Origin of the sequence: Streptomyces sp. NPDC006365, assembly GCF_042870755.1 — a bacterium.
Lineage (GTDB): Bacteria > Actinomycetota > Actinomycetes > Streptomycetales > Streptomycetaceae > Streptomyces > Streptomyces xiangluensis.
Genome location: NZ_JBIAHS010000010.1, coordinates 76,623 through 91,342, shown reverse-complemented (window position 1 = coordinate 91,342; position 14,720 = coordinate 76,623). Strand labels below are relative to the sequence as shown.

Here is a 14,720-nt window from a genome sequence, read left to right as displayed (position 1 = left end):
GGCGAAACCGGAGGTGAGGGGGACACCATGGGAGACACGCGCAGCGCCTCCGGCCTGCTTCGCGTCACGGCCATCGCCAGTCTGACGCCGCTCGAGGAACTGGACGCCGATCCCTTCCTGGTCGACTCGCGCAGCCAGCACGCCATGTGCGCGCGCTGGGCCGCCGAGCACGGGTACGTCATCACCCGGGAACTCCTCGTACGCGGACTGCGCCCCGACCACGGCGCGCTCTGGGAGGACGTCGAGGCGGGGCGCGTCGACCTGTTCGTCGCGCCCAGCCGCCGGGTGCTGGAGCGGGCGCTCGCCTCGGTCGACGAGTTCACCGCCGAGTGCGCCCGGCGAGGCGTACGCATCGAGACGGCCGGGCACGCGGAACCGGCGTACGACGCGCAGATGAAGGCGCACGTCCATCGTCGGCTGTCGATGCCGACGGCGGGGTACGACGGGCGCTGATCCGCGGGCGTTCACTCCCTGTCCGCAACCGCCCGTGCGCCCTCACCCGTTGTGACAATGTGGGGGACGGACTTCGTCACCGGGAGCCGGTGGGAGACAGCGGGAGGTGGGCGTGGGCGACAAGCGATGGCGGCGGGTGGGCAGCGCCGTCTTGCGGAGTATCGCGGTGTGGGCCGTTTCCACCGTCACCATGCTGGTGCTCGCCGGGATCCTGCCGGACTTCCGGATCCAGTCGGCCGACGGAGAGAGCGCCACCCGTATCACCGTCGCCGCCGCGGTCGGCGCCGGAGGCTTCGGTCTGCTCTCGGCCCTGGTGTGGCCCCTTCTCGTCCGCGCCCTGCTCCTCGTGCCCGCCCTCGTCCTCGGACTGCTCGTCTTCTTCCTCAACGGCTCGCTGCTCCTCGTCGTCCTGCGCTTCAATCCCTCGGGACGGGGTGAGGTCGCCCCGGAGACCGCCGTCGTGGTCGCCGCGGTGATGTCCGCGGTCGCCTCCGCCACCGGCGCGGCCCTCGCGGTCCGGGACGACGACGCGTACCGGAGGAGGCTGTACCGCCTGGCGGACCGCCGTCGCACGGAGGAGTTGGGAGAGGGCGGACCGTCGACTCCCGGCACTGTCTTCCTCCAGCTCGACGGCGTGGGACACGACGTACTGCTGGACGCGGTGGGGCGGGGGCTGATGCCCACGGTCGCCGCCTGGCTCGACACCACCCACCGCCTCACTCTCTGGCGCACCGACTGGTCCAGCCAGACCGGTGCCAGCCAGCTCGGCATCCTGCATGGCTCCAACCACGACATCCCCGCCTTCCGCTGGTACGAGAAGGAGAGCGGGGAGGTGATGGTCTGCAACCGGCCCACCAGCGCTGCCGAACTCCAGCGCCGGGCCATCGAGCGCACCGGCGACGGCGGACTGCTCACCCTGGACGGCGCCAGCCGCGGCAACCTCTTCAGCGGCGGCGCCGACCAGCTCGCCCTGGTGCTGTCCGTGGCGGCGAGGCGGGGCAAGGAGAACCGTTCGCGGGCGGGCTATTTCGCGTACTTCAGCGACCCCGCCAACGCCGTCCGTACCGCCATGTCGTTCGTCGCCGACGTCGGCCGCGAGATCGGCGAGTCCACCCGGGCGCGTCTCAGAAGGCAGCGCCCCCGCGTCAAACGCGGCGGCCTGTACCCCCTCATCCGCGCCTTCGCGACCGTCGTCGAGCGGGACGTCGTCGTCGCCGCCGTGATCGGCGACATGCTCGCCGGACGTGCCGCGGTCTACGCGGACCTGGTGGCCTACGACGAAGTGGCCCACCACTCGGGCCCGTACAGCCGCGACGCCGAGAAGGTCCTGGGGCGCCTCGACCGCTCGCTGGCCCTGATCGCGAAGGTCGCCGAGCACGCCCCGCGCGCGTACCGCATCGTCGTCCTGTCCGACCACGGCCAGAGCCCCGGCGAGACCTTCCGCGCACGCTATGGACTGGCCCTCGGCGAACTCGTCAGGGCCGGCTGCGGACTGCCCGTGCCCCGCAAGGCGCAGCGCACGCACAGCGGCGCCGAGGCCCGGGCTGCCGTACGGGCCGCGCTGCACCGGCCCGTCGAAGAGGGCGGCGAACAGCACCGCCCGTCCGGCCGCCGCTCGGAACCCATCGTGCTGGCGTCCGGCAACCTTGGCCTGGTGTCCTTTCCGGACGTACCGCACCGGATGAGCCGCGAGGAGATCGACGAGCGCCACCCGGCACTGCTGTCCACACTCGCCAACCACCCCGGCGTCGGCTTCGTCCTGGTCAGGAGCGAGCGGCACGGCGGCCTCGTCCTCGGCGCGCACGGCGCGGAGATCCCCGTGGACGAACTGGCGGAGAACCCGGGCCCGCTCACCGACTTCGGCCCCGCCGCGGCCACCGCCGTACGCCGCACGCACTCGTTCCCGCACGCGGCCGACATCATGGTCAACTCCGCCTACGAGCCCCAGGACGGCGAAGTCCTCGCCTTCGAGGAGCAGATCGGCTCCCACGGCGGACTCGGCGGCGCGCAGGGCGAGGCGTTCCTGATGTCGCCCGTCGAGCTCTCGCCTCCCGTCGAGGAGGGGGCGGAACTCGTCGGCGCCGAGCAGGTGCACCGCGTCCTGCGGAGCTGGCTGCGGGAGGCCGCGGGCCCGCAGATTCCGCTGCCGGCCCGCCGCGACCAGCGGGCGGCCTGACGGGAGTTGGGCCCGTCCCGCCGGGTGCTTCCCTGCCGTTCAACCACTCTTGTCCCGGTCCTTCGACTGCACCGGGCGCGGATGTGATCGGATGGGCCGGACGGAACCGATTTAGGGACCATCGAACTCGTTGAACTCATCGAGCTTCGAACTCATCGAAAGGAACCATCGTGGCAACCACGCGTACCGCACACACCGTCTGGGAGGGCGAACTGCTCAAGGGCAGCGGCACCGTCACCTTCGACTCCTCCGGCATCGGTTCGCAGCCGGTGTCGTGGCCGTCGCGGGCCGAGGCCGCGAACGGAAAGACCAGCCCGGAGGAGCTGATCGCCGCCGCCCACTCCAGCTGCTTCTCCATGGCCCTGTCGCACGGCCTGAACGGCGCCGGCACCCCGCCCACCCGCCTGGAGACGAAGGCCGACGTGACCTTCCAGCCCGGCGAGGGCATCACCGGCATCCACCTCACCGTGCGGGGCGAGGTGCCGGGCCTGGACGCGGACGGCTTCGCCGCGGCGGCCGAGGACGCCAAGAAGAACTGCCCGGTGAGCCAGGCCCTCACCGGCACCACGATCACGCTGACGGCCGAGCTGGCCTGACCGCCTGCCTGACCCTCGTACGCACTCTGTACGCACGTTCGTAAGCACTCAGTACGCACCTCGATGCCGCGCCTCCCGCAGGGCGCGGCATCGTCGTTTCCGGTCGCTGCCCCAGGTGCGGCGTACGCGTTTCCGGGGTACCTGGTGTTGACAAGAGCGCACTCAAGTTTTGTGCTGGAGGGCGGGAAGCGCCCGGGTGGAAGGGGACGAAGATGGCACGAGCGGTCGGGATCGATCTCGGTACCACGAACTCCGTGGTGGCCGTCCTGGAGGGCGGTGAGCCCACGGTCGTCGCCAACGCCGAGGGCGCGCGGACGACGCCGTCCGTCGTGGCTTTCGCCAAGAACGGGGAGGTCCTCGTCGGGGAGGTCGCCAAGCGGCAGGCCGTGACGAACGTCGAGCGCACCGCGCGCTCCGTGAAGCGGCACATGGGCGACGGGAGCTGGCGCTTCCCGGAGAAGGGAGACATCGACGGGACCCGCTACCGCGCACAAGAGTTGTCGGCCCGTGTGCTGCAGAAGCTGAAGCGGGACGCCGAGGCATATCTCGGCGAGGACGTCACAGACGCCGTGATCACGGTGCCCGCCTATTTCGACGACGCACAGCGGCAGGCCACCAAGGAGGCCGGCGAGATCGCGGGCCTGAAGGTGCTGCGGATCATCAACGAGCCGACAGCCGCTGCCCTTGCGTACGGGCTCGACCGCGGTGAGGAGCAGACGGTCCTCGTCTTCGACCTGGGCGGCGGCACCTTCGACGTCTCACTCCTGGAGATCGGCGAGGGCGTCATCGAGGTCAAGGCCACCAACGGCGACACCCATCTCGGCGGCGACGACTGGGACCAGCGGATCGTCGACCACCTCACCAAGCGTTTCAAGGGTTCGTACGGCATCGACCTCGGCAACGACAAGATGGCGATCCAGCGGCTGCGCGAGGGGGCCGAGAAAGCCAAGATCGAGCTGTCCTCCTCCACCGAGACGACCATCAACCTGCCCTACATCACCGCCTCCGCCGAAGGCCCGCTGCACCTCGACGAGAAGCTGACGCGCGCCCAGTTCCAGGAAATGACAAGCGACCTCCTCGACCGCTGCAAGACGCCCTTCGACCAGGCGGTCAAGGACGCGGGCATCAAGCTCTCCGCCGTCGACCACGTCATCCTCGTCGGCGGCTCCACCCGGATGCCCGCGGTGACGGAACTCGTCAAGGAACTCACCGGCAAGGACCCGCACAAGGGCGTCAACCCCGACGAGGTCGTGGCCCTCGGCGCCGCCCTCCAGGCGGGCGTCATCCGCGGCGACGTGAAGGACGTCCTGCTCCTCGACGTCACCCCGCTGTCCCTGGGCATCGAGACCAAGGGCGGCATCATGACGAAGCTGATCGAACGCAACACCACGATTCCCACCCGGCGTTCGGAGATCTTCACCACCGCCACGGACAACCAGCCCTCGGTCGGCATCCAGGTCTTCCAGGGCGAGCGCGAGATCGCCGCCTACAACAAGAAGCTCGGCGTCTTCGACCTCACGGGCCTGCCGCCCGCGCCGCGCGGGGTGCCGCAGATCGAGGTCGCCTTCGACATCGACGCCAACGGAATCATGCACGTCTCGGCGAAGGATCTCGCGACGGGTCGCGAGCAGAAGATGACGGTGACCGGCGGCTCGGCCCTCCCCAAGGACGACATCGACCGCATGATGCGCGAGGCGGAACAGTACGCCGACGAGGACCGCAGCCGCCGCGAAGCCGCCGAGACCCGCAACCAGGCCGAGCAACTCGTCTACCAGACCGAGCGTTTCCTCCGCGACAACGAGGAACGGATCCCCGCCGACACCAAGTCGGAGGTGGAGTCGGCGATCACCGAACTCAAGACCCTCCTGGAGGACCGCGAGGGCGCCGACACGGCCGCACTACGCTCCGGTGTCGAGAAACTGGCCTCGGTCAGCCAGAAAATGGGCCAGGCCATGTACGCCCAGGCCCAGCAGGGCCCCTCAGACGCACAGCCAGGCACCGACCGGCCGTCCCCGGAGGGCTCGGCCGCCTCGGAGGAGGAAGGTGTAGTGGACGCGGAGATCGTCGACGACGAGAAGGACACGAAGGGCGGCGCCGCCTAGGACATGTTCGGCGATCTCGCGGCTGCGGGGCTTGACCTCAAGCTGACTTGAGGTCACTGCCCGGCGGTGGCACCGGGCGGGGTATCAGCCCTCCCAGAGGACTCAGAAGTCGTCCCGCCGCTTCTCAATGAGCTGCTTCGTCCGCTGAGCCGTGGCCGCCCGCGCCGTCATGTGGTCGAGCACCTCAAGGTGCGCGGCAACCTCCCGACGCGAGTCGAGATACAGCGCGCCGGTCAGATACTCGCTGTACACCATGTCCGGCAGCTCCGGTTCAGCGAAGCGGAACAGGGTGAACGGCGCGTACGTTCCCGGATGGGGCCCATGCGCGAACTCGGCTATCTGTAAGGTGATGTGGTCGTTCTCGGCGACCATCAACAGCCGCTCCAGTTGCTCCCGCATCACCTCACCCCGCATGCACACCGGCCGCAGCAAGACCGTTTCGTCCATGATCACCCATAGCCGGGGCGGATGCTCGCGGGTCAACAGCTTCTGCCGCTCCAGCCGCAACGACACATGCCGCTCGATCTCGGCAGGCCGGGTCTGCCCCACCGTGCCCGCCTCCATGACGGCACGCGCGTACTCCTCGGTCTGCAGCAGTCCGGGCACGAAGTGCGGCTCGTACGACCGGATCAGCGAGGCAGCGCCCTCCAGGCTCACATGCAGGCTGAACCAGTCCGGCAGAACGTCGTGGAAACGCTGCCACCAGCCGGGCTGGTTCGCCTCCTCGGCCAGCGCGACGAACGCCGCGATCTCTTCGTCGGGCACGCCGTACGTCGACAGCAGCACCTGTGCGTACGGGATCTTCAGCGCGACCTCGGCCATCTCCATCCGCCGTACGGTCGCGGCCGTGACACGCAGAATCTGGGCCGCCTCGTCCCGCCGCAGCCCGCATTCCTCGCGCAGTTCCTGAAGTCTTCTTCCGAGCACCACCTGACCCACAGTCGGCGCCGGACGCCGTTCACTCACGCCACGCCTCCCCACGCGCCGAGCAACGCAAGAAGTCTGCCACGTCGGCGGGAAACCATCACGGGATCGGGCGCTCGTTCATTACCTCGCGCGTAATCGACCACCGCCCACAGGCCCGGCATGGTGGTCATACCGGCTCCCGGGCCGGCGCACTCCGGCCCGGGAGCCGGGTCCACCGGCCCGACCGGACCCTGCCCCACCCCATCCCGACCTCGACGGAGGCTGATCCGCCATGTCCGCAACCCAGCTCGCCGCCCTGGCCCGCACCCCCGAGCCGCACACCATGCTGCGCCGCTTCCTGGCATTCGACGCGGCGGGGACCGGCGCGAACGGCATCGCCTACCTCATCGCGTCCGGCCCGATGGGACGGCTGCTCGGCATCGACTCCGGCCTGCTGCTCACACTCGGCGTGCTCCTCACGGCGTACGCGGCGGGCGTCGGCCTCCTGGCCGCGCGCCCGCAGCCGGCGACCCTCCCGGTCCGGGCGGTGATCGAGATCAACCTCGCCTGGACTGCCCTGAGTTTCATCGCACTCGCCGTGTGGCTGTCACCGACCACCGCGGGCGCGGTGTACATACCGGTACAGGCGCTGGTCGTGGCGGGGTTCGCGGGCTTGCAGTACGGGGCGCTGCGGGCGGCCGGAAGCAGCTGATGAGCAGAGATTGCTGAGTAGTCCGTCAGAAACCAATGAACCGAGGGCGCTTGATACCGGACCGGTCGCCAACAACCAATTCGGCAACATTGTGGTCACTGTGAGTCACTGATCCGGGCGCACTCGCTGTCGGAGCAGCCGCTTAGGCTGTCCGGATGTTCTCTCGGCGCAAGGACAAGGCCCTCAGACAACAGGAGTTCACGCTCGCTCTCTCCGAGCGGCTCAGTTCCCCCGATGCCGCGGTCCGCGAGAAGGCGTTCGCGGACGCGGCCAAGGCACCTGACCTGGAGTGGGCGCTGCGCGAACTGGCCCAGGCACTCGGTCACGAGCCGTCACTGGACGTCTCCGTGGAGGCGGCGGGAGCCTTCTGCGACGCCCTGTGCCGGGACGAGGAACTGCGGGAGCGTGCCGTACAGATCTTCGCGCGAAACCTCGACGCTCCGGAGGACCTGCTGCGCGAGTGGACGGCACTGGTCACGGAGCTGGGCGGAGCCCCTGCCCTGCGGGTGATCGACGCAGACGTACGAGACGACGCGCGCCTGCGCCTGAAGTTGCTGCGCCAGCAGGGCTGGACACCCGAGGGGCTGCCGGGCATCCAGCGGGGCACGTTCGCCTTCGAGCTGAGGTTCGGCATGGCCGTCGCGGCTGTGCACGGCGTCGTGCGCCGCGCGGCACCGCTCTCCGACGAGGACGCGCACCGCACGCGCCGGGAAGCACGCGCTGTGTTCAAGAAGGCGCTGCTCCATCCCAGCGGCAGCGAGGAACGCGATCGCGAGCTCCAACCGCTGGTCGAGCTGCAGGACGACGAGTCGTGGCCCGACCGCGCCCGGACGGGCCTTCGCATGGACGAAGCGCTCGCGCTCTGCGACAGCGGAGAGGAAGACCTGGTAGCCCTGGGTGTGGAGGTGATCTCCTACCTGCTGGTCTGTCACGACGGGGTCCGACGGGACCTCGTACGTGACACACTCGACGGCCTCGTCTCGCGGGACCCGGAGCCGCTCATGCTCAGCGAGATCCTGGATTGCTACGAACTCCTGCACGACGAGCTCCCGCTGAACGACCCGCCGACAGCGCACTTCCTGGAGGGCACCCGGCATCCGGTCGCCAAGGTCCGCAGATCCGCGGCCCTCGGACTTTCCGACTTCACCCTGGGGGGTCCGGAGGAAGCCACGGCAGTGGACGTCCTCGTCCGTCTGCTGGACGAGGACGTGGACGACGAGGTGCGTCAGTGTGCCGCCGCAGCACTGCAACGGAGCAGATACAGCCAAGAGGACAACGTGAAAGCCGCGTCCACCGCTCTGGCCCGCCATGCCGACTCGACCGACCCTGTCATCCGGGCGATGAGCCTGGCTGACCGGGTTCACCACCGTGCACCGGACGCACCGGCCTGCCTGCTGGCCGAGCTGGAACTACCGGACCCTCACTGGAAGTTCATGCCCGTGGTCGCTCTCGCCGCGCTGCAGGCCCGTACCTCCGGCCACCGCATGCCGCGTCGGGTCCGTAACGGCCTGGTCAAACGCCTTGTCGACCTCCAGAAGACCCACTGGGCCGACCGGGACATCGACCCGATCTACCCCGACGCGGAAGACCGGGCGGAGCTGTTGGCGGACGCCCTGAAGGAACTGCGCGCCTAGTCCGGCGGCAGTGATGCTCCGTCAGGACATCAGCGACTGAAGGTACTTGCCCGTCCCCGGGTCGGCCGGGAGCAGCGTCTCTATGGCCAGCTCGGCGACCGTCACGTCCATGGGGGTGTTGAACGTCGAGATGGACGAGATGAAGGACAGCACGCGCCCGTCGTGTTCGATCTGCATCGGCAGCGCGAAGGCAAACGGCTCCCCAGGCCCCTGTCCGCACTCCGGGGAGGGGTCTTCCTCCGGGGAGGGGTGCGGATACGACGCCACCTCCTCGTACAGCACACGCAGCGCATCCGAGCGGCGCAGGGCGATGTCCCGTTCCATCTGGGCGAGCAGATGGCCCCGCCACTCGCGCAGATTGCGGATCCTCGGCGCCATGCCCTCCGGATGCAGCGTCAGCCGTAGCGCGTTCAGTGGAGGCACGAGCAGGTGTTCGGGGAGGCCGTCGAACAGCATCGCGATGCCCCGGTTGGCGGCGACCACGTTGTACGTGGCGTCCACGACGAACGCCGGGTAGGGCTCGTAACCCTGGATCAGCCGCTCCAGACCCTCCCGCAGCGAGTCCATCGCCGGGTCGTCCAGCGGCGTCTCCGGATAGTGGGGTGCGTAACCGGCCGCCAGGAGAAGGGAGTTGCGCTCCCGTACGGGGACGTCGAGGTGCTCGGCGAGGCGCAGCACCATTTCCTCGCTCGGGCGGGAGCGGCCCGTCTCGATGAAGCTGATGTGCCGCGCCGACGATCCGGCACGCAGCGCCAGCTCCAGCTGACTCACCCGGCGCTGCTCGCGCCAGCCGCGCAACAGCGGCCCGATCCCACGGTCGGCCGAGGCGGAGGCGGAGGAAGGGGTCGGGACAGTGGCCATACGACGACCGTAGTCGAGGCCCGGCCACAGGCGGCCACCGGAGTGACGCGAGAGAAGGGGGAGGCGAGTAAGGCAGGGCGCCGCCGTTCCCGGTCCCGCGGCCGAATCCATCCGCCGCCGGCCGGCGGGCACCCGCCTGACCAGGCCCGGAACCGTGCGGCTGTGGCACGCTGAGAGAACCGGACGTTACGGGACGACGGAACGGAGCACAGCCATGCCCCTCGAACCGCTCTCGCAGAAGGACATCGAGGAACGCCTAGCCGAACTGCCTGGCTGGTCGCTCGACGGGGACCGGATCGCCCGCTCCTACCGCCTCGGCTCGCACTTCGCGGCAGCCGCGCTGGTCGTGCACATCGCGCAGGTGCAGGACGAGCTGGACCACCACTCCGACCTCACCCTCGGCTACCACTCGGTCTCACTCACCGTGAACACGCACAGCGTGGGCGGCGCGGTCACCGAGAAGGACTTCGAGCTGGCGCGCCGGGTCGAGGAACTCGCCTCCGGGCACGGTGCCGGTTGAGCAACCTGGTGTTCGACTACGACGAGGAGGCCGAGCGGTACGACGCCTCCCGTGGCGGCGTGCCCCGTGCCGCCGAGGCCGCGAGCGCGGTACTCGGACTGCTTCCCGAGGGCACGCGCACCCTTCTCGACCTCGCCTGCGGCACCGGCACGGTGACCCGGCGCCTGGCGGCGGCCGGCCTCGACGTGACAGGAGTCGACGCCGCGAACGGAATGCTGAGCCGGGCCGCCGCACAGGTACCCGGCCGCCTCGTACGCGCCGACTGCCGCCAACTCCCTTTCCCCAACGCCTCGTTCGACGCCGCCTCGTCGATCTGGCTGCTGCACCTGCTGGACGACGCGGCCCTCGTAGTCGCCGAGGCGGCCCGTGTCCTGAGGCCGGGCGGCGTCTTCGTCACCACCGTCGACAAGGCGGCTGCCCACGACGTGGGCAGCGACATCGACGCCGTCATGGCCCCCCGCCCCCGCCGCGCCGCCCGCGACGAGTCCGGCCTGGTGGCCCGCTTCGCCATCGGCAGCGGCCTGACCCCGGCAGCCCGTTCGACGTTTCGGGGCCGTGGCCAGGGCCGCACCCCGGCCCGGGCCGCCGCCGACGTACGCCGCGGCTGGTACACCCTCCTCCGCCCCGGCGCCCCCCTCACCGAACGGCTCGCGTCCCGCCTGGAGGAACTGCCGGACCAGCATGTCCCGCGCCCCGAACCGGAGTTCAAGCTCCGCTCGTTCCGAAAGCCGGGGCCGCACACCGTGTGAAGTCCATGACCCAGTTGGTCACCCACGTCTTCTCGCCGTCCACCGAGAACGCCTGTTCCCAGCGGGCGGTGGTGCCGGAGAGCCCCGACCACACGAACCGCACACGCACGTCCTTGCTGTCGTGCCTGTCGTCCCCGAAGAACTCGCCCCGGCCGTCGGCGAAGTGACCGATCACGGGCGGAAACAGCCTGCCCGTGCGGCTGGCCGACCAGTTCAACGACCACTCCCTGGTCTCCTGGTCGAACAGCCGCAGCGTCAGCCCCTTCCAGCCCTCGCTCGGTACGTCCATCTCGTCGATGTTGGCGGCTCCGTCGAACAGGCTCCAGCAGCGGTTTGTCGCCCGAAACTCCTCCCAGTCGCTGTCCGGGTCGAGGAAGTCGGTTCGGCGGCGGTTGAGGACCTGCCACTCGCCGTGGAAGAAGTCGAAGTCGTGCGCGCTGCTCATGAGAGGTCTCCAGTCGTGCCCTCGGGCAGTGAGTCCGCGAGGTATCCGTCCAGGTCAGGGGTGTCGGGCATGAGCACGTGGCGTACCCAGGCGTTGCGTTCGTGCAGGATGGGGGGTAGTTCCCAGACGCAGCCGATCCACGGCAGGTCGGGGGTGATGAAGTGGGTCGGGTCGCGGTCCGGGCAGCCGAGGACCGGCTGGCCCGCCGAGGCGCCCCGGAAGTGCAGCACGTTGTCCCACACCCAGCTGTATGCGTTGAGGTACGCGCCGTCGTCGCCGCCCCGGTGCAGCACGACGAACGTCGCGGGTGGTGTGTTGTCCGGCTCAGGAAGCAGTTTCGGCAGCATCGCGTACGCCGCCTCCTCGACTTCGGGCGCTATGCCCGCCGGGTCCCCGGTGACGTGGTAGCGCTTGATCCGCCGTCCCGCCACCTCGATGGGCGGTGGCACGGTCAGGCGTTTCTCCGTGAAGGCCACAGAAAATGTCATGGCAGGAAGCTAAACCGGCTTCACTGACACCTTCTGTCAGTGGATTCTGAGATGGTGCCCGAATGAAATCGGCGCGGCTCGTCTCCGTCCTCCTGCTCCTCCAAACGCGAGGACGGCTCACTGCCGCCCAGCTCGCCGAGGAGCTGGAGGTTTCGGCGCGTACGATCTACCGGGACGTCGAGGCGCTGAGCGCCGCGGGTGTCCCGCTGTACGGCGACGCCGGCCACGCGGGCGGTTACCGACTCCTGGACGGCTACCGCACCCGTCTCACCGGGCTCACTGCCGAAGAGGCCGAGGCCCTGTTCCTCGCCGGCGTCCCCGGCCCCGCCGCCGAGCTCGGGCTCGGTTCGGTCCTCGCCGCCGCCCAGCTGAAGGTCCGCGCGGCCCTACCGCACGAACTGCGCGAGCATGCCGACCGCATCAGCGGCCGCTTCCACCTGGACGCGCCCGGCTGGTACGCCGAGGATGACGAGGCGCCGTACCTCCCCGCCGTTGCCGACGCCGTCTGGAACAGCCGCGTCCTGCACGTCCTCTACTGCCGCTGGCGCGAGCCCACCGATGTGCGGCGCCGCCTCGAACCGTACGGTCTCGTCCTCAAGTCGGGCCGCTGGTACGTGGTCGCCGGCCCGGGACCGCGTACGTACCGCGTCGACCAGATCCTTGAACTGGCCGCATCCGGCGAGGAGTTCACCCGCCCTGAGGACTTCGACCTCGCCGCGTACTGGGCCGCTTACCAAAGGGACTTCCACGACCGGCTGTACCGCGGCGAGGCGGTGGTCCGGTTGGCTCCGGGAGCGCGGCTGACCGGCCCCGCTGCCCGCGCTGTCGAGGTCACCGGCCGTACCGACGAGAACGGCTGGACTCGCGCCACCCTCCCCATCGAGTCGGTCGACCGAGCCCACGACGAGTTCCTGCGCCTCGGCGCGGACATCGAGGTCCTCGAACCGGCCGAGCTGCGGGAACGGATTGCGCTGACGGTGGCCGCACTGGCCCGCACGTATGCGTAGAGAGCGCTTCCACAAAGGCGGCAACTCCCGTACCCCCAGCGGCAACAGAGGAAGTGGAACTCCTCTGCCCCCACCCAGGAGGTACGTCACCGTGCGGCACCCGCATCGCAGACGCAAGAAGATCCGCCTGCTGCTCACCACCGTCGTCACCGGGACCCTGGCTGCCGCCGGGATCACCGCGTTCAACGTGAGTTCGGCCGAGGCCGCGGTCGCCCGGCAGGTCGAGGGACTCGACCGGGGCGTCGTCAGCGTCCACACAGGCAGCGGCAACCTGGTCAGCTGGCGCTGGCTCGGCACCGACCCAACCAACGTGTCCTTCAACGTCTACCGGGGTGACACCAAGGTCAACTCGACCCCGATCACGGGTTCCACGAACTACTTCCACTCCGGAGCGCCCAACTCCGCCGACTACCGGGTTCGCGCGATCGTGGACGGTGTCGAGCAGGGCTTCTCGGAGCACGCCATCCAGTTCCGCAGCGGATACAAGGACGTGCCGATCACGCCCCCGGCGGGCGGCTCCGGCTACACCTACGAGGCCAACGACGCCTCCGTCGGCGACCTGGACGGCGACGGCGCCCTCGACTTCGTACTGAAGTGGCAGCCGACCAACGCCAAGGACAACTCGCAGTCCGGCGTCACCGGCAACACGATCATCGACGGCATCAAGATGGACGGCACCCGCCTGTGGCGCATAGACCTGGGCCGCAACATCCGCTCGGGCGCGCACTACACACAGTTCCAGGTGTACGACTACGACGGCGACGGCAAGGCCGAGGTCGCCATGAAGACCGCGGACGGCACACGGGACGGCACCGGCGCGGTGATCGGCAGTGCGTCCGCCGACCACCGCAACTCCGGCGGATACGTGCTGTCTGGGCCCGAGTTCCTGACCATGTTCAACGGCCAGACCGGCAAGGCGATGCAGACGGTCGACTACGTTCCGGCGCGCGGCAACGTCGCCTCGTGGGGCGACTCGTACGGCAACCGCGTCGACCGCTTCCTCGCCGGCACGGCCTACCTGGACGGCGAGCGGCCTTCGTTGATCATGGCCCGCGGCTACTACACACGTAGCGTGATCGCGGCCTGGGACTGGCGCAACGGCCAGTTCACGCGCCGCTGGACCTTCGACACCAACTCCTCGACCAACACCGGCAAGGGCTACGACGGCCAGGGCAACCACAGCCTGTCCATCGCGGACGTGGACGCCGACGGCAAGGACGAGATCGTGTACGGCGCGATGACCGTGGACGACAACGGACACGGCCTGTGGACGACCAAGCTCGGCCACGGGGACGCCGGTCATGTCGGCGACCTCAACCCGTCCCGCTCGGGACTTGAGTACTTCAAGGTGTCCGAGGACAGCTCCAAGCCCGGTTCCTGGATGGCCGACGCGCGCACCGGACAGATCCTGTGGCAGACCGCCTCCGGCTCCGACAACGGCCGCGGTGTCTCCGCCGACATCCACGCGGGTTCGGCAGGCGCCGAGTCCTGGTCCGCGGCCGACACCACGCTCCGCTCGGCCGGCGGAGCCTCGCTCGGCCGCGAGCCGTCCAGCATCAACTTCGTGAACTGGTGGGACGGCGACACCACCCGCGAACTCCTCGACGGCACCCGCATCGACAAGTACGGCACGAGCGGTGACACCCGTCTGCTGACCGGCGCCTCCGTCGCGTCCAACAACGGCACCAAGGCGACCCCGGCGCTCTCCGGCGACATCCTCGGCGACTGGCGCGAGGAGGTCGTCTGGCGCACCGCGGACAACACGGCGCTGCGGATCTACTCGACCCCGCACCAGACGAGCACGAAGATCACCACCCTGCTGCACGACCCGATGTACCGCGTCGCGCTGGCCTGGCAGAACACCGCTTACAACCAGCCGCCGCACCCGAGCTTCCACATCGGCAGCGGCATGGCGACGGCTCCTCGCCCGACCGTCCACGCACCCTGACGGCCCGGCCTGTCTGAGGCACCTCAGGCACCTGAAGCACCGAAGGGGTCCCGCATCTGTCGCGGGGCCCCTTCCTTTCTGCCGGAACCAGTTGACGATGGCACGCTGAGCACCGATGAGTTC

Annotated in this window: 14 protein-coding genes; 10 read left to right on the top strand and 4 right to left on the bottom strand. The window is 69.6% G+C overall.

Annotated elements, in window-relative coordinates; genetic code table 11:
- The first annotated feature begins 27 nt into the window (after nucleotides 1–27).
- The 4 genes from ACFYO0_RS26345 (at nucleotide 28) to dnaK (ending at nucleotide 5,327) form a co-directional block, all read left to right on the top strand.
- Entirely contained in the window at nucleotides 28–453 is a 426-nt protein-coding gene (locus tag ACFYO0_RS26345; protein ID WP_388680579.1) for a hypothetical protein, read from the top strand.
- Between the two features lie 112 nt (nucleotides 454–565).
- Nucleotides 566–2,629: an alkaline phosphatase family protein gene (locus ACFYO0_RS26340; protein WP_388680576.1), complete on the top strand. Its 2,064-nt coding sequence runs from the start codon at nucleotides 566–568 to the stop codon at nucleotides 2,627–2,629.
- A gap of 170 nt (nucleotides 2,630–2,799) precedes the next feature.
- Nucleotides 2,800–3,225: an OsmC family protein gene (locus ACFYO0_RS26335; protein ID WP_386341383.1), complete on the top strand. Its 426-nt coding sequence runs from the start codon at nucleotides 2,800–2,802 to the stop codon at nucleotides 3,223–3,225.
- Nucleotides 3,226–3,437: 212 nt separating this feature from the next.
- A complete protein-coding gene (gene dnaK / locus ACFYO0_RS26330; RefSeq protein WP_388680572.1) occupies nucleotides 3,438–5,327 on the top strand; it encodes a molecular chaperone DnaK in 1,890 nt (629 codons plus the stop codon).
- Between the two features lie 102 nt (nucleotides 5,328–5,429).
- Here dnaK and ACFYO0_RS26325 read toward each other — a convergent pair whose 3' ends face one another.
- A complete protein-coding gene (locus tag ACFYO0_RS26325; RefSeq protein WP_388680569.1) occupies nucleotides 5,430–6,293 on the bottom strand; it encodes a helix-turn-helix domain-containing protein in 864 nt (287 codons plus the stop codon).
- A 232-nt stretch (nucleotides 6,294–6,525) separates the two neighbouring features.
- Between ACFYO0_RS26325 and ACFYO0_RS26320 the strand changes: the two genes are divergently transcribed.
- Nucleotides 6,526–6,945, top strand: coding sequence for a hypothetical protein (locus ACFYO0_RS26320; protein ID WP_388680566.1), 420 nt, complete (start codon nucleotides 6,526–6,528; stop codon nucleotides 6,943–6,945).
- Between the two features lie 155 nt (nucleotides 6,946–7,100).
- On the top strand, nucleotides 7,101–8,579 hold the full coding sequence (locus ACFYO0_RS26315; protein ID WP_388680563.1) for a HEAT repeat domain-containing protein: 1,479 nt from the start codon (nucleotides 7,101–7,103) through the stop codon (nucleotides 8,577–8,579).
- A gap of 21 nt (nucleotides 8,580–8,600) precedes the next feature.
- Here the strand turns inward: ACFYO0_RS26315 and ACFYO0_RS26310 are convergent, their stop codons facing one another.
- Entirely contained in the window at nucleotides 8,601–9,440 is an 840-nt protein-coding gene (locus ACFYO0_RS26310) for a helix-turn-helix domain-containing protein (protein ID WP_388680559.1), read from the bottom strand.
- Between the two features lie 214 nt (nucleotides 9,441–9,654).
- Between ACFYO0_RS26310 and ACFYO0_RS26305 the strand changes: the two genes are divergently transcribed.
- Together ACFYO0_RS26305 and ACFYO0_RS26300 are read left to right on the top strand one after the other, a co-directional pair.
- A complete protein-coding gene (locus ACFYO0_RS26305) occupies nucleotides 9,655–9,960 on the top strand; it encodes a 4a-hydroxytetrahydrobiopterin dehydratase (RefSeq protein ID WP_388680556.1) in 306 nt (101 codons plus the stop codon).
- 8 nt (nucleotides 9,961–9,968) lie between these two features.
- Nucleotides 9,969–10,709 carry a class I SAM-dependent methyltransferase gene (locus ACFYO0_RS26300; RefSeq protein ID WP_388681004.1) on the top strand — a complete coding sequence of 247 codons (741 nt, stop codon included), beginning with the start codon at nucleotides 9,969–9,971 and terminating at the stop codon, nucleotides 10,707–10,709.
- Here the strand turns inward: ACFYO0_RS26300 and ACFYO0_RS26295 are convergent.
- Complete coding sequence (locus ACFYO0_RS26295; protein WP_388680553.1) at nucleotides 10,666–11,154, bottom strand: hypothetical protein; 489 nt, start codon at nucleotides 11,152–11,154, stop codon at nucleotides 10,666–10,668. The two genes, ACFYO0_RS26300 and ACFYO0_RS26295, sit on opposite strands and share 44 nt — an antisense overlap.
- On the bottom strand, nucleotides 11,151–11,630 hold the full coding sequence (locus ACFYO0_RS26290; protein WP_388681002.1) for a hypothetical protein: 480 nt from the start codon (nucleotides 11,628–11,630) through the stop codon (nucleotides 11,151–11,153). The genes ACFYO0_RS26295 and ACFYO0_RS26290 overlap by 4 nt, the downstream gene beginning before the upstream one ends.
- Nucleotides 11,631–11,704: 74 nt before the next feature.
- Here ACFYO0_RS26290 and ACFYO0_RS26285 point away from each other — a divergent pair, with 74 nt between their 5' ends.
- Nucleotides 11,705–12,649 carry a helix-turn-helix transcriptional regulator gene (locus ACFYO0_RS26285; RefSeq protein WP_388680550.1) on the top strand — a complete coding sequence of 315 codons (945 nt, stop codon included), beginning with the start codon at nucleotides 11,705–11,707 and terminating at the stop codon, nucleotides 12,647–12,649.
- A gap of 91 nt (nucleotides 12,650–12,740) precedes the next feature.
- On the top strand, nucleotides 12,741–14,597 hold the full coding sequence (locus ACFYO0_RS26280; RefSeq protein ID WP_388680547.1) for a rhamnogalacturonan lyase: 1,857 nt from the start codon (nucleotides 12,741–12,743) through the stop codon (nucleotides 14,595–14,597).
- Nucleotides 14,598–14,720: the final 123 nt, after the last annotated feature.